A 20,971-nucleotide genomic window follows, 5' to 3' on the forward strand; every position below is an offset into this window, starting at 1 on the left:
CCGTTTTTTTCTGGACCCCCATGAGCAACGTCACCCTCTTCGACCTTCAGGACCCACGCGACCGCTTCGCCCACGAGGCGCTGCGCCTGCTCGGCCCCGCGCCCGCCAACTGGGTGCCGCGCCACGATGGCATCGACCACGACGTGCTCGTCGTCGGCGGCGGCCAGAGCGGCGCCGCGCTCTCGTTCGCGCTGCGCCGCGCGGGCATCGCCGAAGTCAGCGTGATCGATGCCGCGCCCGATGCGCAGCGCGCCGGCGTGTGGCTCACGCGTGCGCGCATGCACAAGCTGCGCACGCTCAAGAACCTGGTCGGCCCCGAAGGCTCGGTGAGCGCGCTGGGCTTCCAGGCCTGGTACGAATCGCGCCATGGCCTCGAGGCCTATGCGGCGCTCGACCGCATTCCGCGCACCGACTGGGCCGCCTACCTCGACTGGTTCCGCCACATCACCGCCACCGGGGTGCGTTACGGCACGCGGCTGGTCGGCTTCGAGGCGGCGGGGCAGGGCGCGGTGCCGCGCTTCCGCGTGCGGCTCGAGGTCGATGGCCAGGAGCGCATCGAGACCGCGCGCAAGCTGGTCTTCGCCAACGGCGTGGCCGGCAGCGGCGCGCCCTTCGTGCCCGAGCTGCTCGCGAACGCGGTGGCCCGCGGGCTCGCGGCCCACACCGGCCATGCGATCGATTTCGCGGCGCTCGAAGGCAAGCGCGTGGCCGTGATCGGCGCGGCGGCCTCGGCCTTCGACGCGGCCGCGGTGGCGCTCGAGCATGGCGCGGCCGCCGTGCACCTGTTCGCGCGCCGCGACCATCTCGCGGCCACGCCGGTGGCGCGCGTGCGTGGCTATCCGGGGCTGTACGACAACTACTTCGCGCTGCCCGATGCCACGCGCTGGCACCATGCGGCGCGCTACCGGCGCCTGGGCACCACGCCGCCGCCCGACTCGGTGCAGCGCGTGCTGGCCTTTCCCAACTTCCACCTGCACCTGGGCGCGCCGTGGCGCGGCGTCACGCAGAACGGCAACCAGCTCGTGGCCCATGTGCACGACGCGCATTTCCACTTCGACTTCGCGATCGCCGGCACCGGCTACAGCCACGAGCTGAGCGAGCGCCCCGAGCTGGCCGGCATCGCCGACCTGGTGCTGCGCTGGCGCGACCGCTTCGAGGCGCCCGCGCACGAGCGCGACGACGAGCTCGCGGCCGCGCCCTACCTGGGCACGGGCCTCGAGCTGGTCGAGAAGACGGCGGGCACGGCGCCGTGGCTGCGCGACATCCACGTCTACAACCCGGGCGGCTTCGCGAGCACCGGGCTGCCGCTGGGCGACGTGCCCGGCATGCGCGGCTATGTGCCGGCCATCGTGCGCCGCATCAGCGAGGACCTGGTGCTGGCCGACCTGCCGCTGCACGAGGCGCGCACGCGCGCCGAGGTGCCGCCGGACTTCGGGCCCGAGCTCTATGCGGGCGCGCTGTGGCAGGGCGAGACGCGGCTGCGGGCGGCCTGAGCGGGCAACGTGCCCGCTTGGTCGTCAGTCCTCGATCGCCTCGATGCCCGCGCGCTTGAGCGCCTCCAGGTGCTCGCGCATCGCCTGGAGTTGCTCGGGCGCATGGCCCTGCCAGTCCTTCACCTCGCCCGTGATCCGCAGCGGCTGCCGCGTGCGGTAGGACCTGGTCGGATTGCCCGGGAATTTCTTGTCGGTGAGGTTGGGATCGTCCTCGATCGACCCGGTGGGCTCCACCACGTAGATCCTGCCGCGGCCCTCGCCGATGGCCAGCTCGGCACCCCAGGTCGCGGCCTCGAGCGTGGCGCTCAGATAGACATACGCCGCCTTCCTTCGCTGGCCGTAGTTGGAACTGCGGCCGGCTTCGATCAGGTCGCCGGGGTTGAGGTCGGCCTTGGTGCCGTGGTAGTAGGGCGGTGGGCTGGGGATGTCGGCGGGCGCCATGCGATGTGTTCCTGAGCGTGGGTGGTAGCGCGGTGCATCGCCGCGCGCCTGCGCGAGAAGATAGCGGAGTTTCACGGACTCGCGACTACGGATTCACGGACGCGGCCTCGGCCCGGCACGCACCGCGTTCGTGCGTGTGGATGGCCCGGTCCCCATCCGGTCGCGACGAGCGCGCGAGGCATGCACTTCGGTTGCCGGATGCCTCCTGGCATCACCAAGACATTCGCGCGCGGCGACGCACTTCGCATCTTCTGGCGTCATCTCCAGACGGCTTCTCGGCAATTGCAGATTGCTTTTCGAAGGAATAATTCTTCATCGATTAATTGGTCAACGAATATCTTTCATGCCGATGAATCGATGCAGCAAGGAATAAAGAAACGACATCTTCGAGAGGCATATGAATTGCTTCTCCGCGCGGTCCGCAACGCGAGATGCTCATCATCACGAGAGACAAGCGTCGGCCCCGATGAATCGATAAACCCGCATGGCGCGAATCGGACACCACTCGGAGCGAGTCGTGCCTGGATCGCGGATCGCTCCAATCATCGAAAGAATATTTTGGAGAAGATCAATGAATGGACAGCGTTGCATGCGCTTGTTGAAAGCGTGCGCGGTTCTTCTGGGATTCGCCCTCGCGAGCGGATGCGGTGGAGGCAGCGACGGCGGGGCGGGCTCCCTGGCCTTGATGGCGCCTCCGCCCACGACCGGCGTCACCACCGGAACGGCCGATCCGGCGTCGACGATCCCGGTCACGACCCCACCGAACCCGGAGGATCCTTCCGTCGTCACCCGGTTCACCGCGACCGTGCCGTTCGGCGAGAAGGGAGGCCATGTGTCCTCGGAGCAGATCGTCTACGGCTTCGGCACCGCGGCGGTGTCGGATGCGCGGTACAAGGACGTGATCTACACCGTGCCGCTGCGGGGCACGGTGCGCTATCCGACAGGGCCGGCCGGCACACCGGGCGATTCCAGGGTCCAGCCCTCGGCCAGCGGCGGCCATCCGGTGGTGGTGTTCCTGCACGGCATGCATGACTCCTCAGATCTCAACAATGCCAAGGGCTACGACTACCTGCAGAAGAACCTGGCGGAGAACGGCTACGTGGCCTTCTCCATCGATGCGGGAAAGATCAACGGTCTCAACGGCAATGCCTCGGACGCCGGTGCGCTGGCGCGCGGCCAGCTGCTGATGACCACGCTCGACCTGCTGCGCGCGGGCAACGCCACGGGCGTGTTCAACGGCGTGGCGCTGCCCGCGCTCAAGGGCAGGATGGACCTCGGACGCGTGGGCCTCGTCGGGCACTCGCGCGGCGCGGAAGCGGTGGCCTATGCGGTGGAGCTGAACCGGCAACGCGTGGGCATCAGCTACCAGAACGTCGAGAAGGCACGCGACATCCGCGCGGCGACCGTTCCGCTCCAGGCCGCGCTGGACGAAGCGCGGCAGCGGGTCGACGAGGCGCAATCCGCCTCGACCGCCGCCTCGGTGCAGCTCCTGATCGCGAAGTTCAAGCACCAGGCGGCGCTGGGCCGCACGCCGCCCGCGCCAGCGCTGGAGATCGAGGCCTTGACCCGCGAGGTGGAGCAACTGCAGCGCCAGGCGCAGGACGCACAGGCCGTGCTCCAGGCCGCGGAGCTCGCGCTGGAGAAGGCCACCGCCGCGCTCCGGGACCTGGGCACCGTGGTGCGGCGAATCAATGCGAACAGCGAGCAATGGCTGCAGCAGGCCACCTCCGAGGAGGCCCTGCGCCAAACCGGCGTGCTGCTGCCTTCGAGCACCGGGGACCCGCACCGGATCCGCGCGGTCTTCTCGCTCGCGGCGATCAACAAGAAGCAGCTGTCGCGCATCACCCATGTGCCGTTCATGACCCTGCTGCCCAGCTGCGACGGCGACGTCTACACGCTGGAAGGCGCGCAGATCTTCGACGAGAGCCGCTACACCGCCGAGGACGACAGCGCGCCCAAGTACCAGGTCCTGGTGCGGGGCGCCAACCACAACTTCTACAACGACTATTGGGCCAAGATCGACGATTCGCAGATCCGCGCCCCCCTCTACTGCAAGGCCGCAGAGGCCGAGACGCTGCGCCTGAGCCAGGAGGACCAGCGCCGCAACGGCATGTTCCTGATCGAATCGTTCATGCGCTATTTCGTCGGCGACGAGTTCCAGTTCGCGCCGTACTGGAAGGGGCAGGCGCCGATCCCGGCCGCGGGCTGCCCGGTGGGCGAGGGCAGTTGCGACGAGCGCGTGATCCTGACGATCCATCAACCCGCCGCGCAGCGCAAGCTGCTCCAGAACTTCCGCGCCATCGATGCCAGCGCGAAGAACCCGAACGGGCTCTCGACCGCCTACGAGAAATTCGCCCAGGCCGTGCAATGCCGATTCCTCGCGCTCAAGCCCGATCGCGACGCGGCATGCACCGACCCCGCGAGCCAGGACAGCGTCGATCGCCTGTTCAAGGAAGGCGCGTTGTACGACTACACCTATGACGCGAAGACGCTGTTGACCTGGTCGATCACGGACCAGGCCCAGCTGCAGTGGGCCGCGGCCGGCGCCGCGATGACGATCCACACCGGCGACCTTTCCACCCAGGGCTTCGACACGCTGAGCCTGCGCGTCGCCGTGGTGGCTCCCATCGGCCAGGAGGTCGAGATCGCGCTGACCGACACGCAGGATCGCAAGGCCGCGATCAAGGGCAGCGACTTCAGCGACGCGCTCTACGGCATCGCGCGCAAGCCCGACGGCGCGATCCCGCTGGTCGACGCGCCCGCGGACTCGATCTATGCCGACACCGGCACCACCCGGCCGCTGCTGAACATGGTGGCGGTTCCGCTGAAGGCCTTCGCGCTGCATGGCGTGGACCTCGCGCACATCAAGCAGGTCACGCTGCGGTTCCCGAAGGCCTCGGGCAGCGTGGCGGTGACCGACGTGCTGCTGCAGCGCATGAACTGAGGATCATGCCCGCCGCTTGCTCGCAAATCGCATGAGCAAGCGCCGATTCATCGCTTGGGAGCGCGGCATCGCGCCGCTAACCTGCGCAGCGCCGGACGTTCCTGCGAGGACAGGGCGATCCGGCGTTTTTCATTTCTGACGATGAGGGAATTCCAACCATGACGTTTTCGTTTCAGCGCGCCTTCTCGGTAATGGTGCTATCGGTGGCCGGTCTGGGCGCGATGTCCGCGCAGGCGCAGGAGACGCTGCGCGTGGCAGCCTCGCCGGTGCCGCACGCCGAGATCCTCGAATTCATCCGCCCGCAGCTCAAGGCGCAGGGCGTGGACCTCGAGGTCAAGGTGTTCAACGACTACGTGCAACCCAACCTCGCGGTCGGCGACAAGCAACTCGACGCGAACTTCTTCCAGAACCGGCCCTACCTCGATTCCTTCAACAAGGACCGCAAGACCGACATCGTCGAGGTGCCGAACAGCGACGTGCACATCGAGCCCTTCGGCGCCTACTCGCGGAAGATCAAGAAGGCGGCCGACCTGCGCGAGGGCGCGGTGGTGGCGATCCCCAACGATCCGTCGAACTCGGGCCGCGCGCTGGCGCTGCTGGCCAGGCAGGGCCTGCTCAAGCTCAAGGACCCGGGCAACATCAAGTCGACGGCGCGCGACATCGTCTCGAACCCGAAGAAGCTGGTGATCCGCGAGATCGAATCGGCGCAGCTGCCGCGCGCGCTGCCCGACGTGGACCTCGCGCTGATCAACACCAACTACGCGCTCGAGGCCAAGCTCGATCCGGGCCGCGACGCGCTGTTCATCGAGGACGGCCGCAACTCGCCCTATGCGAACTTCATCGCGGCGCGCAAGGACAACCTGCAGTCGCCGGCCATCGCCAAGCTGGTGAAGACGCTGCACACGCCCGAGGTGCGCAAGTTCATTCAGGACAAGTACAAGGGCGCGGTCATCCCGGCGTTCTGAGCCGGCGCTTCAGGCCGCCGGAAAGCGCGGCACCGCCGCGGCCAGCTCGGCGGTATAGGCATGCCGCGGTCGCTCGAACAGCGCCTGCGGCGCTCCCTCATCGACGATGCGCCCCGCGCGCATCACCAACACGCGCTCGCACAGCAGCCGCACCACGCCGAGGTCGTGCGAGATGAACAGGATCGCGAGGCCGAGCTCGCGGCGCAGCCCCGACAGCAGCGAGAGCAGGCCGGCCTGCACCGAGACGTCGAGCGCCGCGGTGGGCTCGTCGAGGATCAGCAGCTCGGGCGCGGGCGCCAGCGCGCGCGCGATGCCCACGCGCGCGGCCTGGCCCCCCGAGAGCTGGTGCGGCCGGCGCGCCAGCAGCTCGTCGCCGAGCTGCACGCGCCGCGCGGTCCGCAGCACGCGTTCGCGCAGCGCGACGCCATCGAGCGCCGCGAGCCGGCGCAGCGGATCGGCGATCGCGTCGAAGGCGCTGCGGCGCGGGTCCAGGCTTTCGTAAGGGTCCTGGAACACCATCTGGATGCGATGGCGCCAGGGCGCCTCGGCGGCCTGGCCGGCGCGCACGGCGGCGAGGTCGATGCCGTCGAACAGCAGCCGGCCCGACAGCGGATCGGCCAGCCGCGCGAGCACGGATGCCAGGGTCGACTTGCCGCAACCCGATTCGCCGATGAGGCCCAGCGCCTCGCCGCGCGCGAGCGCGAAGCTCACGCCGTCCACGGCCGGCAGCCAGCGGCGGCGATGCAACAGGCCGCCCCAGGCCGGCACCGCGGGCAGCGCATGGCGCGCGTGCAGGTCCTCGACGCGCAGCAAGGGGTCGGACCCAGGCACGGGATCGACACCGGTGGATCGGCGGGAAAGCGATGGCGTCATGCGGGAAGCTCCTCGCGCGCATCGGCGAGCGGGAGTTCGGCCTGGGACCGACCCGTCCGGGGCGCCTGCACCCAGCAATGCACGCGGTGCGCGGTGCCTTGCCGCTGCGCCACCGGCGGCTGCATCCGGCAGCGCGTCTCGGCCTGTGGGCAGCGCTCGGCGAAACGGCAGGCCGGCAGGTCGGCGCGCGCGAGATCGGGCAGGCGGCCATCGACGCCGCGCAACGCGTCGAGCGTGTGCGCCGATTGCGGCGTGGCGCGCAGCAGCTGGCGCGTGTAGGGATGGGCCGCGCCCTCGCGCAGGCGACGCGAGGGCAGGGTCTCTACCACCTGGCCCGCATGCATCACGGCGATGCGGTCGCAGCGCTGCGCGGCCAGTGCGAGGTCGTGGGTGATCAGCAGGGTCGCCAGGCCGCGCTCGCGCGCGAGGCCGGCCAGCAGGTCGAGCACCCGCGCCTGCGTGACCACGTCGAGGCCGGTGGTCGGCTCGTCGGCGATCAGCAGTTCGGGCTCGCCGGCCAGTGCCAGCGCGATCATCGCGCGCTGGCACTGGCCGCCCGAGAGCTGGTGGGCAAAGGCGCGCAGCCGGCGCTCGGGCTCGGGCAGGCCCACGCGTTCGATCCATTCGAGCGCGGCCTGGCGCGCGGCGCGTGCCGACAGGCCGCGGTGCAGCCGCAGCACCTGCTGCAGCTGGTCGCCGATGGTGCGCAGCGGATGCAGCGCGCGGCGCGGACTCTGGAACACGAAGCCGATGCGGCGGCCACGCAGCGCATCCCAGGCCGCGCGCGCCGGACGGCCGCTGTCGTCGAGCAGTTCGAGCCCCTGGAAGCGCAGCCGCCGCGCGGCCGCGTCGGCCTGCGCATCGAGCAGGCCCGCGAGCGCCAGCGCGGTCACCGACTTGCCCGATCCGCTCTCGCCGACCAGGCCCAGGGTTTCGCCGGCCGCGAGCTCGAGGCTCACGCGGTCGAGCACATGGACCGCGCCCTGCGCGCCATGGAAGCGCAGGCTCAGCGCATCGACCTCGAGCAGCGGCGCGCTCATGGGCCGCTCCGGTCGGCGGCGCCGCGTGGATCGAGCCGGTCGCGCAGCGCGTCGCCCAGCAGCGTGAAGCAGCCCACGGCCATGAACAGCGCCAGGCCCGGGAAGCCCGCGAGCCACCACTGGCCGGTGATGATGTAGGGCGCGCCTTCGCTCACCAGCACGCCCCATTCGGGCGTCGGCGGCCTCACGCCGAGGCCGATGAAGGACAGGCCAGCGCCATTGAGCAGCGCCCAGCCCAGGTTGATCGAGCCCTGCACCGCGAGCATGGGCAGCACGTGCGGCAGCAGCACGCCGAACAGCAGCCGCGCCGGCCCCTGCCCGCCGAGCCGCGCGGCCAGCACGTAGCCGGCGCCGCGCCGCACGCCGACCTCGCTGCGCGCGAGCCGGATGTAGAAGGGCAGGTTGATCAGCGCCGTCGCATAGACGATGTTGATCACCGTGTTGCCCCAGGCCGCGACCAGCGCCATCGCCACCACGAACAGCGGGAAGGCCATCAGCACGTCGACCAGCCGGCCGACCCAGCGGTCGAGCCGGCCGCCGACGAAGCCGCACAGCGCGCCGATGGCGCTGCCCGCCGCCAGCGACAGCAGCACCGCGCCCGCGGCCATCGAGAGATCGAGCCGCGTGGCCACCAGCACGCGCGAGAACAGGTCGCGGCCCAGCGCGTCGGTGCCGAACCAGTGCAGCGCGCTCGGCGGCTGCAGCCGCGCGGGCACGTCGGTGGCGAGAGGATCGAAGGGCGCGAGCGCGGGGCCGGCGATGGCGGCGAGCAGCAGCAGCGCGAGCAGCAGCAGGCCCGGCGCCTCGTTGCCGCGCGGGCGCCAGCGCGGCCGCGCATCCGCCTCGAACTTGCCCGGCACCGCGCTCATGCCGCGCTCCCCACGCGCGGATCGATGCGCTCGTGCAGCAGGTCGATCGCGAAATTCACCAGCACGAACATCAGCGCGACCAGCAGCACGAAGCCCTGCAGCGGCGCATGGTCGGCCGCCATCAGCGCGTCGAGCGCATAGCTGCCGATGCCGGGCCAGGCGAACACCTTCTCGATCACCACGTTGGCGCTCAGCATGTACGAGAACACCATGCCGGCACTGGTGACCACCGGCAGCAGCGCCAGGTGCAGCGCGCCGGCCAGCACGGCGCGCGGCGGCAGGCCGAGCGCGCGCGCGGTGCGCACGGGGTCGCTGCGCAGCACGCCCAGCAGCGACGCGCGCGTGAGCCGCGCCACCGGTGCCAGCGAGAAGGCGGCCATCGCCACGCTCGGCAGCAGCAGCCGGCCGGCCGCGGAAGCGAAGGCATCCCAGCGCAGTGCGATGGCGGCATCGACCAGCATGAAACCGCTGCGCACCGGCGGCGGCTCGATCATCGCGTCGATGCGGCCCGTGGGTTCGGGCGCCCAGCCCAGCAGGAAATAGAAGACGTAGACCAGCAGCAGCGCGATCACGAAGCTCGGCACGCAGCTGCCGCCCACCGTGAGCACGGTGCAGGCGCGGTCCCACAACGAGCGCGGGCGCAGCGCGGCCGCGGTGCCCAGCGGCAGTGCCACCAGCAGCGTGAGCACGAAGGCCGCGGCGGTGAGCTCGAGCGAGGCCGGCAGGCGCTGCCACAGGTCGGTCAGCACCGGCTGCCCCGTCGTGTGCGACTGGCCCCAGTCGCCGTGCGCCAGTGCCTGCAGGTAGTGCCACAGCTGCGTCGGGAGGGGCAGGTCGAGGCCCATGCGCGCGCGGATCTGCGCGATCTCCTCGGGCCCGGCGTTCGGCCCCGAGGCGAGGAAGGCCGCGGGGTCGCCCGGCAGCACGTGCGTGAGCACGAAGGTGAAGACGGCCGTGCCCGCGAGCACCGGCACGGTGGCCGCGAGCCTGGAGACGACGCGCCGGGCGAAGCTCATGAGCGCGTCAACGGCCGGAAGTCCACCTGGCCATGGATGTAGTAGGTGAAGCCTTGCAGGTCGGGCTGCAGCGCCGCCTCGAAGGTGGGCAGCCACAGCGGCACCAGCGGCACCTGCTCGAAGGCGATCTCGATCGCGCGCTGGATCGCGCGGTCGTATTTCGCGCGATCGGTCTCCCAGCGCGCCTGCTCTAGCAGCTTCGCGAGTTCGTCGTTCTTGAACGAACCGAAGTTCCAGCGCCAGTCGCCCTGGAAGAAGATGCGGAAGAAGTAGTCGGGGTCGTTGAACCAGGCCGAGGAGCTGTCGATGAAGAAGGGCAGCTTCTTCTCGGTCTGCAGCGTGCCCCACTGGGCGCTCGGCACCTTCTCGATGCTCAGCGCGATGCCGATCTTCGCCAGCGCCTCCTGGATCAGCAGCGCCGCGGGCTCGGCCAGCGTGGCGTCGCCGACGTTGTAACTGAAGCTGGTCTTGAAGCCCTGCGGATGGCCGGCCTGCGCCAGCAGCTCCTTCGCCTTGAGCAACTGGGTGTCGTAGGGATAGGGCTGCGGAAAGCGGCTGCTCGCGGGCTTGCCGGCCTGGCGCCGTACAGCGCCTCGCCGCGGCCCAGGTTGGCGCCGCGCAGCAGGGTGGTGTAGGGCAGGGCGTAGGCGATGGCCTGGCGCACGCGCACGTCGTCGAAGGGCTTGGCCTGGGTGTTGAAGGCGACGAAGCGGAAGCTGGTCGTGACCGGCACCGACACCACCTTGGCGCGCGCGGTGTCGGTCAGCGCGTCGAGGTCCTTGGGCGGCAACTGCAGCGCCACGTCGGCGTCGCCCTTGAGCAAGGCGGCCACGCGGTTGGAGGCCGAGGGCACGACCTGGAACACGGCGCGGCGCAGCTGCGGCGCGGTGCCGCCCTTCCAGCCGTCGAAGCGGGTGTAGACCACCTGCTGGCCCGGCGTGAAGCTCTCGATGCGGAAGGCACCGCCGCCGGCTTCGTGCGCCTTGACCCATTCGGTGGCCCAGGGATCGGCCGCGGTGGCATGCGACTTCGCGAGCTCGCTGTTGAGCACCGAGGCGAAGCTCAGCGCGAGGTTCGGCAGCGTGTAGCGGTCGGCGCGCGGCAGCGCGATGCGGAAGGTGTGCGCATCCACCGCCGTGAACTGCGAGGGATTCTCGAGCGAGCCGGTCGCGAGCTGGCGCTTGCTGGCCGGCAGCGAGACCGCGCGGTCGAGCGACCACTTCACGTCGGCGGCCGTCACGGGCTTGCCGTCGTGGAAGGTGGCGTCGCGGCGCAGGAAGAAGGTCAGGGTGCGGCCGTCGGCGCTGGTTTCGAAACGCTCGGCCAGCTCGCCGCGGAAGCGCCCGTAGTCGTACTTGAAGACGCCCGGCGAGAGCTGCGCGCGGTCGAAGTTGATGAGGCGGTCGTAGACGTTGAAGAACAGGCCCAGCGATTCGCGGCTCACGCCCTCGCCGTGCGGGTCCTGCGAGTTGGGCGCGCCCTCGGAGAGCACGCGCAGCGTGTCCTTGCGCGCCTGGGCCCAGGCCGACAGAGGCAGGCTGGTGCCGGCGACGGTGCCGAGCGAGAAGGCGGCGCTGCCTTGTTGGATGAAACGGCGACGGTCCATGGTGATGGCTTTCGGAAAGACGAGGAAGGATCAGATCGAAGCGTGGCGCTGCGGGCTGGCACCGTTGAGCCAGTGGTTGCCCACGGCATGCGGCTTCCAGCGCACCGGGTCGTGCACGGTGTGGGTGCGCGCGTTGCGCCAGTGGCGGTCGAGGTTGTGCTCGGCGAGCGTGGACTGCGTGCCCGCGAGCTCGATCAGCGCGGTGGCGGCCTCGAGCGCGAACTCGGTGCTCAGCACCTTGGCTTCGGCCACCGCGATCGAGGCCTCGGTCACATGCGCGGCACCGGGCTCGTCGCGCGCACGGTCGAGCGCGCGGCCCGAGCGTTCGAGCAGCGCCTCGGCCGCATGCTGCTGGATCACCAGCCGGCCGATGCGTGCAAGCGTGAGCGGATCGTCGGCCGCGCGCGCCACGCCGCTGTCGGGCCAGGGCCGCGCGCGATCGCGTACCCAGCGGTGCAGGTCGGCCATGGCGGCGCGGCCGATACCGAGGTCGATGGCGGCGTGCAGGACCTGGGCGAAGGGGCCGTGGATGGTCGGCGGCTCGAACAGCCTGGCGCGTGGCAGCACCTGCAGCGCGCCGACCGCCACGTTGTCGGCCGTGACCGTGCCGCTCGCGGTGGTGCGCTGGCCGAAGCCGCTCCAGTCGTCGACGACCTCGAGACCCGGCGCCTCGCGCGCGACGTAGACCAGCACCTGCTTGTCCTGCTCGTCCCTGGCCGCGACCGGCACCCAGTGCGCGAACAGCGCGCCGGTGCAGTAGAACTTGCGGCCGTCGAGCCGCAGGCCCTCGGGCGTGGCACGCAGCCGCGCGGTCACGACCTTGGCGTTGGCGGTGCCGCTCTCGGACACCGCGTTGCCGAAGCGCCGGCCCTCGATCGCCTCGCGGAAGAAGAAGGTCTGCTGCTGCGCATCGCCGATCAGCCGCACCGCGTCGACCAGGCAATAGTGGTTCTGCGGGATCTGGCCGAGCGCGGGATCGGCTTCGGAGATCAGCGCCGTCACCTCGGCCAGCGTGGCATGCGAGACCGCGGCGCCGCCGAAGGCGCGTGGCACCGTGATGCCCCAGAGGCCGCTGGCCGAGAAGCGCTCGATCTCCTCGAAGGGCAGGCGGCGCTGCCGGTCGCGCTCGGAGGCGTCGGTGGCGAAATCGGCCGCGAGGCGGCGCGCGATGGCGAGGGCCTCGGCATCGTCGCGCACGACGTGGACCGGGCCGGTGGAGAGGGAGGAGGGAGCTGTCATGGCGAGGCGGAGGTGCGCCGCCGCACCCCGGTGTGGGAGGACGGCAGCCGGGCGCGGCCCGGGCCGAAGATCTTTTCGCGCCAGCTGCCTTGGGCATAGGCGCGCTTGTGCAGGCCGCGGCGCTGCAGTTCGGGCACCACGAGGTCGACGAAATGCTCGAGGCCCTCGGGGCTCACGGTGCGCACGAGGTTGAAGCCGTCGATGCCGGCCCCGGTGACCCAGGCCTCGATGGTGTCGGCGATCTGCGCGGGCGTGCCGACCACGGGCGCATGGCGCGCGCCCAGCGGCATCTGCGCGAGCAGCGCGCGCGGGGTCAGCTGCGCGCCGCCGGGCCGCTTGAGCGAGGCGACCGAGCTCTGGATCGCATCGGCGCTGCCGCCGCCGATGGCGTCGTCGAGGCCGTGGCGCGAGAGGTCGTGGCCGATCGCGCTGCTGAACTGCACCAGGCCGGCCTCGGGTTGCGCATAGCGGCGGTACTCCTCGTAGCGCGCATGGGCCTCGGTTTCGGTGGGCCCGGTCACGACCAGCAGCGTGGTCACGAAGCGCACCGCGTCGGCATCGCGCCCGGCCTCGGCCAGCGCCGCGCGCAGCTTGCGCACCACGGCCGCCGTGGCGGCCAGGCCCTGGTTGGGCACGAACACCACCTCCGCATGGCGTGCCGCGAAGGCCGTGCCGCGCGCCGAGGCGCCGGCCTGGAACAGCAGCGGCGTGCGCTGCGGCGAAGGCTCGCAGGGATGCACCGCATCGAGCCGCCAGCCTTCGCCCGCATGGCGGATGGCGCGCACGCGCGCGGGGTCGGCATAGATGCCGCGCGCGCGGTCGGCGATCACCGCGTCGTCGTCCCAGCTCTCTTCCCAGAGCCGGTAGACCAGCGTCATGAACTCGTCGGCCAGGTCGTAGCGCCGGTCGTGGCCGGTGGCGGCGGCCGCGCCCTGCGCGCGCGCCGAGCTGTCGAGGAAGCCGGTCACGATGTTCCAGCCGATGCGGCCCTCGCTCAGGTGGTCGAGCGTGGACATGCGGCGCGCGAAGGCATGCGGCGCCTCGGCCGCGATGGTGGCCGTGATGCCGAAGCCCAGGTGGCGCGTGACGCTGGCCATCGCGCTCACGAGCACGGCCGGATCGTTGATCGGCACCTGGATGCCGTGGCGCAGCGCGGCCTCGGGGCTGCCGCCCCAGACGTCGTAGACGCCGGTCACGTCGGCGAGGAACAGGCCGTCGAACAGTCCGCGCTCGAGCGTGCGCGCCAGGTCGAGCCAGTAGGGCAGCCGCTTGTAGTCGGTCGCGCGGTCGCGCGGATGCCGCCACAGGCCGTGGGTCAGGTGGCTGGGCGTGTTCATGTCGAACGCGTTCAGCAGGATGGGGCGGCGGGGAAGGGGCATGGCTGGCTCGCGCGCGCGCGCCGCCGCGCTGGGCGGTGGCGCGCATGGCGGTGCGCTTGGGGTGTCAGTACGGGCGGCTGCCCGAGAGGCTGATGCGTTTGAGCACGCGGCGCTCGCCGTTGTCGAAGGCGCTGCGCGCGTGCAGCGTGGCCTGGTTGTCCCAGTAGACGATGTCGCCCACGCTCCAGCGGTGCGTGTAGGCGAAGCGCGGCTGCAGCAGGTGCTGGCGCAGGCGCGCGATCAGCGCGGCGCCGTACTGCGGATCGACGCCGACGATCTCGACCTCGGTGCGCGCGCCCAGGTAGAGGATGCGGCGGCCGCTGTCGGGATGGGTGCGCACCAGCGGATGCACCTCGAAGGGTTCGAGCGGCGCGATGTCGGGCGTGCGGTAGAGCGGGAAGCCGGTGGTGAGCGGCTTGAGCTTGCGCAGGAAGGGGTTGTAGGTGATGAGCCGCAGCTGCTCGATCTCGCGCTGCGTGCCGGCATCGAGTTCGTCCCAGGCGGCCGCTAGGTTGTACCAGGTGGTGTCGCCGCCCTCCGAGGGCACCTCGATGCCGTAGAGCAGCGAGCCCGACGACGGCACCGGCGTCCAGTGGTGGTCGGCATGCGCCGCGAGCTCGTCATGGCCGAGCACGCCGCCGTCGACGTTCGACACCCGCACGATGTCGGGCGTGTTGCCGCCATAGGGATCGGAGCCCAGCACCGGCACGTTCGACGGCGGACGGAACACGGCGCCGAAGTAGCTGGCCAAACGCTCGAACTGCGCGTCGTCGAGCCGCTGCTGCTTGAGCACGAGTACATGCCGCTCGAGCAGCGCCTCCTTGAGCGCACGCACCTGCGCGGCCGGCACCGGGCGCGTGGCATCGAGGCCTGTGACCTCGGCGCCGAGCGACGCGTCGATCGCGGCGATCCTGAACGGGACAACGGAAGAAGGTTCGGCAACGGTCGGCCGTTCGGCGGCAAGCACGGAGGACATGGCGTGGGAGCGCGGGAGCGCTGGGTGGAATGGATGCTGCGCCCGATGCTAGGAAAGTTCGCATGGGTTGCATGCGCTCTTTGCGCATGTGGATATGCGGAAAAGCGGGGGCGAGCGACCGATCCGAATCCGTCCCGCCGAGCTTGTATTCCTGCTTGCGCCATCAAATCAAAATGCCTAACATAATGGTCATTAAATGACTTTATACCTAGAAAAATGAGCAATTTCTCGATGCCCCCCCAAGCCGCCGAGCATGTAGCGCGGCTGGGGCAGCGCATCCGTGTCGCGCGGATCCGTCGTGGCTGGTCGGTGGCCGATCTGGCAGGCAAGGCCGGCATCAACCGCAACACCCTCACCGCGCTGGAACTCGGGAAGCCGGGTACGGCGATCGGCGTGTGCTTCACCGTGCTGTGGGCGCTGGGCCTCGACAACTCCCTGGACGCGGTGGCGGATCCCGACGGCGATCTGCACGGCAAGGCACTCGAAGCATCCCACCGACCCACGCGCGCGGGCAAGGTCCGCAAGACGAGCGACGACTATGACTTCTGAGCGCGAAGCCTACGTCTACATCCAGCTTCCCGGCACCCTGGAGACGGTGCCGGCGGCGTTGCTCCGGGTGCAGACACTGGCCGATGGCACGCGGATCGGTCGCTTTCGCTACGGTGACCGTTACCTTCAGCGCAAGGAAGCGGTTGCGCTCGACCCGTTCCGCCTGCCCCTCGCCAAGGAGGTCTTCGAGTTCACGCAGCTCAAGGGAATTCCGGGCGCGGTGCGGGACGCCGGCCCCGACGCCTGGGGACGGCGGGTGATCGAGCACAAGCTCGAGCGCAGCGCGGGCGATCTCGAGGAGATCGACTATCTGCTGCACGGGCCACAGGACGGGGCCGGCTACCTGAGCTTCGGCCTGAAGGTCGAACCGCCCGCGCCCAGGCGGCACTACAACCGCACGCACCAACTGGCCGAACTGATCGCGGCTACACAGGCGATCGAAGAGGGCCGACCGGTGGCAGCGCATCTGCTCGAACAGCTCGATCCCGGCACCAGCATGGGCGGTGCGCGGCCCAAGGCCACGATCGAGGACGCGCAAAGCCTCTGGCTCGGCAAATTTCCCGCCAGAGGCGACCGCTTCAATCTGCAGCGCATCGAGTTCGCGACGCTGGACCTGGCGCGCCGTTGCGGCCTGAACGTCACCCAGGCCAGGCTGGAAGCGGTCGGCCAGAGCGACGTGCTGATGCTGCAGCGCTTCGATCGCGACCACACCAACGACGGCTATCTGCGCTTCGGTCTCGTCAGCGGGCTGACGGTGCTCGACTGCGGCGACAGCCACCTGGACCGAGAGCGCTGGTCCTACCCGCTGCTGGCCGACAACCTGCGTCGCTGGTCCGACAAGCCGGAAGCCGACTGCACCGAGCTGTTCAGGCGGATGGTCTTCAATGCCGCCGTGACCAACAACGACGATCATCCACGCAACCACGCCCTGCTGCGAAGGCAGAAGGGATGGCGCCTGTCTCCGGCCTACGACCTCGTGCCCGCGCCCATGGTCAGCCTGGAGCGCCGCGACCTGGCCTTGACCGTCGGCGATCACGGCCGCACGGCCAGCATCTACAACCTGCTGTCGCAGGCCGGGCGCTTCGGTCTGTCGACCGAAGAGGCGCGCGGGCACATCGATCGGCTGGTCGATGGAATCCGGCACTGGCGCGACGGCTTCTTCGCTTGCGGCGTGTCGGCCAAAGACATCGACCACATCGCGCCGGCCATCCTGCCGGACTGCTTCTTCTTCGAGAAGCCACCCGGCCTGTAGCCCCTCAAGCCAGCACGTCCAGCGACACGTGGTTCGCAAACCGAACCACGTCCGTGCTCTTCTTCAGGATCCCCGCATTCCGGAAGTCCGTCGCAAACGCCTCCACCTCGTTGCGCAGCGCCTTGCCCGCCGGATGGTGCTTGTAGGTCAGCTCGGTGAACAGCTTCTGCAGGTCTTCCACCGCCACCTTGGGCGCGTACTTGGCATAGATGCGGGCCGACTCGTTCGGGTTCTCGGCGACGTAGTCGGAGGCCTGCGCCAGCGCGCGCACGGTGGCGGCGGCGCGCGGCTTGTCGTTGCGCGCGAACTCGCCGCGCGCGCCGACGATGCAGCACAGGCGCTCGGCGTACTCGCCCTTGGCGCTGTTGGCGATCTCGGTGAAGACGCCGGGGTTGCGCTTCTCGATCAGGTAGATGTTCGGGTCGCCGTCGGCAATGGCCTGGATTTCGCCCTTCTTCACGGCGATGTCGAGCAGGTCGGCCGGATAGACGCGCCAGTCGACGTCCTTGTCGATGTCGATGCCCTTCTTGGCGAGATGGATCGCATAGAACTGGCGCGCCGGGCTGTTCTGGTCCGACACGCCGATGGTCTTGCCCTTGAGGCTCGCGAGCTCGGTGGTCACGCCGGCGGCCTTGGCACCCACCAGCCGCAGGCAGCCGCCATGCACGCTGCCGACCACCTTCACGTCGAAGCCGGCTTCCAGCGGCTTGACCCAGCGGTGGATCAGGCCCACGCCGACGTCGGCCTTGCCGGTGGCCAGTGCCTCGAGCATCTGGTCGGACGAGCCGGCCCAGTTCAGCAGCTCGACATCGAGCCCGTTCTTCTCGAAGAAACCGCGCTCGAGCGCGACCGGCACGGGCGCTAAGCAGAAGCCGGCCTGGCTCCAGGCAAAGGTCAGCTTGCGCGGCTGCGACCAGGCCGAAGCGCCGAGCAGGGCCGCGGAGCCCACGACGGCGGCGGCGGCGCCGGCTTGAAGAACGCTGCGGCGCGAAGGCGGCAGGCGCGAGGAAAGAGAGTCGGTCATCAGGGCTTCTCCACCGGAATATTCGAAGCGGCGAGTGTCCGGGCGCGGTCCGCGCCTATCCAACGAATGTTTTCGGTCATGCATATGTCCGGCCTGCAAGAGCGCGGAGAGCGTCGAGAGCACGCCATGCCTTGCTCGGAAAACGCATATCGCGCAGCGCTTTTTTTCGTTCCAGCGGCCCCGGGCAACGCGAAGAATGACCGGCCTGATCTTCATGCCCCGGGACCCCCACACCATGCCAACACCGATCTCCCGCCAACGCTTCCTGCGCCGGATCGCCGCGCTGTCGCTGGCCGGCGCCGCCTTCGCGCTGTCCGCACCCGTCCTGGCCGCGCCGGCCAGCGGCGAGCCCGTCTGGTTCGGCGTCAGCGGTCCGCTGACCGGCCAGAACGCGCAGTACGGCGCGCAGTGGAAGGCGGGCTTCGACCTCGCGCTCGAGCACATCAACGCGCAGGGCGGCATCCATGGCCGGCCGCTGGCCTACAACTTCGAGGACAGCCAGAGCGACCCGCGCCAGTCGGTCGCGATCGCGCAGAAGCTCGTGAACGACAAGCGCGTGCTGATCGAGCTCGGCGACTTCTCGAGCCCGGCCTCGATGGCGGCCTCGCCGATCTACCAGCGCGCGGGCCTGGTGCAACTGGGTTTCACCAACTCGCATCCCGACTTCACCAAGGGCGGCGACTACATCTGGAGCCCGTCGATCAGCCAGGCCGACGCGCAGCCGCTGCTGGCCGATCTCGCGGTCAAGACGCTGGGCTTCAAGCGCATCGCGGTGCTCTATCTCAACACCGACTGGGGCCGCACCAGCAAGGACGTGCTGGTGAAGGCCGCGCAGGAACGCGGCGCGCAGCTCGCCATCGCCGAGGGCTACCAGCCCGACGAGAAGGACTTCCGCTCGACGCTCGTGCGCGTGCGCGACGCCAACCCCGATGGCCTGGTGCTGATCTCCTACTACCCCGACGGCGCGCTCATCGCGGGCCAGGTGCGCAGCGTGGGCCTGAAGCAGCCGATCGCGGCGGTGGGCTCGGTCTATTCGCCGAAGTTCATCGAGCTCGGCGGCGCCGCGGTCAACGGCATCCACACCAACACCGCCTTCTTCCCCGAGGAGCCGCGCGCCGAGGTGCGCGACTTCGTGAAGAGCTTCCGCGCCAGGTACGACAAGGAACCCGACGCCTTCAACGCCTATGCCTACGACGCCGTGGTGTACGCGGCCGCCGCGTTGCGCCAGGCCGGGCCCAACGCCGACCGCAAGGCGGTGCGCGATGCCTTCTACAAGATCAAGGACGTGCCCAGCGTGATCTTCGGCAAGGCCAGCTTCGATCCGCAGACGCGCCGCGTGATCGGCGTGAAGAGCGTGAACCTGGTGGTGAAGGACGGCAAGTGGACGCAGCTCGACGAGAAGGCGGCGCTGGCCTCGACCAAATGATCGGTCTCGCGCACCGCGCGCCCTGGCGCGCGCAGACGGCGGTCCTTCGATGAACTTCGGCTCCTTCTTCGACTACACGGTCAACGGCCTGATCATCGGCAACATCTATGCGTTGCTGGCGGTCGGGCTGGCGCTGATCTTCGGCGTCTCGCACCTGATCAACTTCGCGCACGGCTCGGTCTACACCGTCGGCGCCTACATCGGCTGGGCCTCGATCACTTTTCTGCACACGCCGCTGCCCGTGACGATCGCGCTGGTGGTGCTGGGCTCGGGCGCGCTCGGCATGCTGATCGAGCGCGTGGGGCTGCGCCCGCTGCAGGGCGCGGCACGCATCGCGCCGCTGCTGGCCACCATCGGCATCAGCTTCGTGCTCGACATCCTGGTGCAGCTGGTCTTCAGCCCCGATCCGCGCGCGCTGCCCACGGCGTTGCCCGACTGGCGGCTGCAGGTCGGCAGCGGCACCATCGGCGCGCTCGACCTGCTGATCGCGGGCATCGGCCTCGCGAGCGCGGCCGTGCTGTTCGGCTTCCTGCGCTTCACCAGGCTCGGTTGGGCGGTGCGCGCCACCGCGCAGGACCGCGATGCCGCGCAGCAGATGGGCGTGGACGTGGACCGCGTGAACCAGACCGTGTTCGCGATCGCGGCCGCGCTCGGCGGGCTGTCGGGCCTGCTGGTGGGCATGTACTACAACAACATCAGTCCCGCGATGAGCTTCCAGGCCACGCTCAAGGGCGTGGTGGCCACGGTGGTCGGCGGCGTGGGCAACGTGCCGGGTGCCATCGTCGGCAGCCTGCTGCTGGGGCTGATCGAGAGCTACGGCGTGGCGCTGCTGGGCACGCCCTACCGCAACCTGTTCGCCTTCGCGCTGCTGCTGGCGATCCTGGTGTGGAAGCCCAACGGCCTGTTCGGCCGCAAGCGCGCGCTGCCGCCCGAGCCGCTGACCGGCACCTTCATCGCGCCGAGCAAACCCTGGCGCGTGCCGCGCCGGCTGCTCGTGGCGCTGTTCGCGGCCGCGGTGCTGCTGCCGCTGTTCGATCCCTCGCCCTATCTGCTGCAGACGCTCACCAATGCCTGGCTCTATGCCGCGCTGGCGCTGAGCCTCACGCTGGTGGCGGGCACCGTCGGCCAGATCTCGCTCGGCCATGCGGGGCTGCTGGCCATCGGCGCCTATGCCTCGTCGCTGCTGGTGCTCGACCTGCACCTGCCGGTGGGCACGGGCATCGTGCTGGCCGGCATCCTCACCTCGCTGATCGGCACCGCGCTGATCTTCCCGGCCTTCCGGCTGCGCGGCCACTACGTGTCGATCGCCACGCTGGGCATCGGCGAGATCGTGGCGCTCACCATCCTCAATTGGGAGAGCCTCACGCGCGGTCCGATCGGCGTCTCGGGCATACCGCCGCTGTCGCTGTTCGGGCGCGACGCCTCGTCGAACGGCGCGATCTACTGGGCCTCGTTCGGCGCCATGGTGCTGCTCGCGCTGCTGCAGTGGAGGCTGCTGAGCTCGCACCTGGGCCGCACCTTCCGCGCGGTGCGCGAGGACGAGGTGGCCGCGCGCGCCTACGGCGTGAGCCCCGACCGCTACAAGGCGCTGGCCTTCGGCTTCGGCGGCTTCGCGGCCGGCGTGAGCGGCGCCTTCACGGCCCACATGTACTCGTACATCAACCACGAGACCTTCGGCTCGCAGATCTCGATCCTCGCGCTCACCATGGTGATCCTCGGCGGGCTCGGGAACATCAGCGGCGCGCTGCTGGGCGCGGTCGCGCTCGTGAGCCTGCCCGAACTGTTCCGCGTCACCGCCGAGTACCGCATGCTGATCTACGGCGTCGCGCTGCTGCTGCTGATCCGTTTCCGCCCGCAAGGCCTGCTGGGCACCGTCTGA

General features: G+C 70.1%; 18 protein-coding genes. 7 read left to right on the forward strand and 11 right to left on the reverse strand.

The window, feature by feature from the left end:
* Positions 1 to 20 precede the first annotated feature (20 nt).
* Positions 21 to 1,493, forward strand: coding sequence for a SidA/IucD/PvdA family monooxygenase (locus tag KV106_RS12155; protein WP_261210526.1), 1,473 nt, complete (start codon positions 21 to 23; stop codon positions 1,491 to 1,493).
* A gap of 24 nt (positions 1,494 to 1,517) precedes the next feature.
* Here KV106_RS12155 and arr read toward each other — a convergent pair whose 3' ends face one another.
* Positions 1,518 to 1,934: an NAD(+)--rifampin ADP-ribosyltransferase gene (gene arr, locus KV106_RS12160; RefSeq protein ID WP_261210527.1), complete on the reverse strand. Its 417-nt coding sequence runs from the start codon at positions 1,932 to 1,934 to the stop codon at positions 1,518 to 1,520.
* Positions 1,935 to 2,619: 685 nt separating this feature from the next.
* Between arr and KV106_RS12165 the strand changes: the two genes are divergently transcribed.
* Positions 2,620 to 4,878: a hypothetical protein gene (locus KV106_RS12165; protein ID WP_261210528.1), complete on the forward strand. Its 2,259-nt coding sequence runs from the start codon at positions 2,620 to 2,622 to the stop codon at positions 4,876 to 4,878.
* 158 nt (positions 4,879 to 5,036) lie between these two features.
* A complete protein-coding gene (locus KV106_RS12170; RefSeq protein ID WP_409976514.1) occupies positions 5,037 to 5,843 on the forward strand; it encodes a MetQ/NlpA family ABC transporter substrate-binding protein in 807 nt (268 codons plus the stop codon).
* A gap of 9 nt (positions 5,844 to 5,852) precedes the next feature.
* Here the strand turns inward: KV106_RS12170 and KV106_RS12175 are convergent, their stop codons facing one another.
* The 9 genes from KV106_RS12175 to KV106_RS12215 form a co-directional block, all read right to left on the reverse strand.
* Positions 5,853 to 6,716 (reverse strand): ABC transporter ATP-binding protein, encoded by an 864-nt coding sequence (locus KV106_RS12175; RefSeq protein ID WP_261210529.1) that lies wholly within the window; start codon positions 6,714 to 6,716, stop codon positions 5,853 to 5,855.
* The gene (locus KV106_RS12180; protein ID WP_261210530.1) at positions 6,713 to 7,756 is read right to left on the reverse strand and encodes an ABC transporter ATP-binding protein; all 1,044 of its coding nucleotides are present in this window, start codon (positions 7,754 to 7,756) and stop codon (positions 6,713 to 6,715) included. Before KV106_RS12180 ends, KV106_RS12175 begins: the two co-directional genes overlap by 4 nt.
* Positions 7,753 to 8,625, reverse strand: coding sequence for an ABC transporter permease (locus KV106_RS12185; RefSeq protein WP_261210531.1), 873 nt, complete (start codon positions 8,623 to 8,625; stop codon positions 7,753 to 7,755). Before KV106_RS12185 ends, KV106_RS12180 begins: the two co-directional genes overlap by 4 nt.
* Positions 8,622 to 9,641 (reverse strand): ABC transporter permease, encoded by a 1,020-nt coding sequence (locus KV106_RS12190; protein WP_261210532.1) that lies wholly within the window; start codon positions 9,639 to 9,641, stop codon positions 8,622 to 8,624. Before KV106_RS12190 ends, KV106_RS12185 begins: the two co-directional genes overlap by 4 nt.
* Complete coding sequence (locus tag KV106_RS12195) at positions 9,638 to 10,162, reverse strand: ABC transporter substrate-binding protein (protein ID WP_261210533.1); 525 nt, start codon at positions 10,160 to 10,162, stop codon at positions 9,638 to 9,640. The genes KV106_RS12190 and KV106_RS12195 overlap by 4 nt, the downstream gene beginning before the upstream one ends.
* Complete coding sequence (locus KV106_RS12200) at positions 10,051 to 11,247, reverse strand: ABC transporter substrate-binding protein (RefSeq protein ID WP_261210534.1); 1,197 nt, start codon at positions 11,245 to 11,247, stop codon at positions 10,051 to 10,053. Before KV106_RS12200 ends, KV106_RS12195 begins: the two co-directional genes overlap by 112 nt.
* 30 nt (positions 11,248 to 11,277) lie before the next feature.
* Complete coding sequence (locus KV106_RS12205) at positions 11,278 to 12,486, reverse strand: SfnB family sulfur acquisition oxidoreductase (protein ID WP_261210535.1); 1,209 nt, start codon at positions 12,484 to 12,486, stop codon at positions 11,278 to 11,280.
* Positions 12,483 to 13,865 carry an LLM class flavin-dependent oxidoreductase gene (locus KV106_RS12210; RefSeq protein ID WP_261210536.1) on the reverse strand — a complete coding sequence of 461 codons (1,383 nt, stop codon included), beginning with the start codon at positions 13,863 to 13,865 and terminating at the stop codon, positions 12,483 to 12,485. The genes KV106_RS12205 and KV106_RS12210 overlap by 4 nt, the downstream gene beginning before the upstream one ends.
* 64 nt (positions 13,866 to 13,929) lie before the next feature.
* Entirely contained in the window at positions 13,930 to 14,841 is a 912-nt protein-coding gene (locus tag KV106_RS12215) for a TauD/TfdA dioxygenase family protein (RefSeq protein WP_261210537.1), read from the reverse strand.
* 216 nt (positions 14,842 to 15,057) lie between these two features.
* Here KV106_RS12215 and KV106_RS12220 point away from each other — a divergent pair, with 216 nt between their 5' ends.
* Both KV106_RS12220 and KV106_RS12225 read left to right on the forward strand, forming a co-directional pair.
* The gene (locus tag KV106_RS12220; protein ID WP_261210538.1) at positions 15,058 to 15,390 is read left to right on the forward strand and encodes a helix-turn-helix transcriptional regulator; all 333 of its coding nucleotides are present in this window, start codon (positions 15,058 to 15,060) and stop codon (positions 15,388 to 15,390) included.
* Positions 15,380 to 16,642: a type II toxin-antitoxin system HipA family toxin gene (locus KV106_RS12225; RefSeq protein WP_261210539.1), complete on the forward strand. Its 1,263-nt coding sequence runs from the start codon at positions 15,380 to 15,382 to the stop codon at positions 16,640 to 16,642. The genes KV106_RS12220 and KV106_RS12225 overlap by 11 nt, the downstream gene beginning before the upstream one ends.
* Before the next feature lie 4 nt (positions 16,643 to 16,646).
* Here the strand turns inward: KV106_RS12225 and KV106_RS12230 are convergent, their stop codons facing one another.
* Positions 16,647 to 17,666 carry an ABC transporter substrate-binding protein gene (locus tag KV106_RS12230; RefSeq protein ID WP_261210540.1) on the reverse strand — a complete coding sequence of 340 codons (1,020 nt, stop codon included), beginning with the start codon at positions 17,664 to 17,666 and terminating at the stop codon, positions 16,647 to 16,649.
* A gap of 235 nt (positions 17,667 to 17,901) precedes the next feature.
* On the opposite strand from KV106_RS12230, the gene KV106_RS12235 reads away from it, so the two are divergent.
* Both KV106_RS12235 and KV106_RS12240 read left to right on the forward strand, forming a co-directional pair.
* Positions 17,902 to 19,092, forward strand: a complete 1,191-nt coding sequence (locus KV106_RS12235; RefSeq protein ID WP_261210541.1) for an ABC transporter substrate-binding protein — start codon at positions 17,902 to 17,904, stop codon at positions 19,090 to 19,092.
* Between the two features lie 49 nt (positions 19,093 to 19,141).
* On the forward strand, positions 19,142 to 20,971 hold the full coding sequence (locus KV106_RS12240) for an ABC transporter permease (RefSeq protein ID WP_261210542.1): 1,830 nt from the start codon (positions 19,142 to 19,144) through the stop codon (positions 20,969 to 20,971).

The organism is Variovorax endophyticus, assembly GCF_025376855.1.
Taxonomy (GTDB): Bacteria; Pseudomonadota; Gammaproteobacteria; order Burkholderiales; family Burkholderiaceae_C; genus Variovorax.

What these genes read in the sequence shown, in the direction of transcription:
- arr (WP_261210527.1), bottom strand. Translation starts at nt 1,934, where the DNA reads ATGGCGCCCGCCGACATCCCCAGCCCACCGCCCTACTACCACGGCACC.
- KV106_RS12225 (WP_261210539.1), top strand. Translation starts at nt 15,380, where the DNA reads ATGACTTCTGAGCGCGAAGCCTACGTCTACATCCAGCTTCCCGGCACC.
- KV106_RS12185 (WP_261210531.1), bottom strand. Translation starts at nt 8,625, where the DNA reads ATGAGCGCGGTGCCGGGCAAGTTCGAGGCGGATGCGCGGCCGCGCTGG.
- KV106_RS12215 (WP_261210537.1), bottom strand. Translation starts at nt 14,841, where the DNA reads ATGTCCTCCGTGCTTGCCGCCGAACGGCCGACCGTTGCCGAACCTTCT.
- KV106_RS12200 (WP_261210534.1), bottom strand. Translation starts at nt 11,247, where the DNA reads ATGGACCGTCGCCGTTTCATCCAACAAGGCAGCGCCGCCTTCTCGCTC.
- KV106_RS12180 (WP_261210530.1), bottom strand. Translation starts at nt 7,756, where the DNA reads ATGAGCGCGCCGCTGCTCGAGGTCGATGCGCTGAGCCTGCGCTTCCAT.
- KV106_RS12165 (WP_261210528.1), top strand. Translation starts at nt 2,620, where the DNA reads ATGGCGCCTCCGCCCACGACCGGCGTCACCACCGGAACGGCCGATCCG.
- KV106_RS12205 (WP_261210535.1), bottom strand. Translation starts at nt 12,486, where the DNA reads ATGACAGCTCCCTCCTCCCTCTCCACCGGCCCGGTCCACGTCGTGCGC.
- KV106_RS12210 (WP_261210536.1), bottom strand. Translation starts at nt 13,865, where the DNA reads ATGCCCCTTCCCCGCCGCCCCATCCTGCTGAACGCGTTCGACATGAAC.
- KV106_RS12190 (WP_261210532.1), bottom strand. Translation starts at nt 9,641, where the DNA reads ATGAGCTTCGCCCGGCGCGTCGTCTCCAGGCTCGCGGCCACCGTGCCG.
- KV106_RS12220 (WP_261210538.1), top strand. Translation starts at nt 15,058, where the DNA reads ATGAGCAATTTCTCGATGCCCCCCCAAGCCGCCGAGCATGTAGCGCGG.
- KV106_RS12170 (WP_409976514.1), top strand. Translation starts at nt 5,037, where the DNA reads ATGACGTTTTCGTTTCAGCGCGCCTTCTCGGTAATGGTGCTATCGGTG.
- KV106_RS12155 (WP_261210526.1), top strand. Translation starts at nt 21, where the DNA reads ATGAGCAACGTCACCCTCTTCGACCTTCAGGACCCACGCGACCGCTTC.
- KV106_RS12235 (WP_261210541.1), top strand. Translation starts at nt 17,902, where the DNA reads ATGCCAACACCGATCTCCCGCCAACGCTTCCTGCGCCGGATCGCCGCG.
- KV106_RS12240 (WP_261210542.1), top strand. Translation starts at nt 19,142, where the DNA reads ATGAACTTCGGCTCCTTCTTCGACTACACGGTCAACGGCCTGATCATC.
- KV106_RS12230 (WP_261210540.1), bottom strand. Translation starts at nt 17,666, where the DNA reads ATGACCGACTCTCTTTCCTCGCGCCTGCCGCCTTCGCGCCGCAGCGTT.
- KV106_RS12175 (WP_261210529.1), bottom strand. Translation starts at nt 6,716, where the DNA reads ATGACGCCATCGCTTTCCCGCCGATCCACCGGTGTCGATCCCGTGCCT.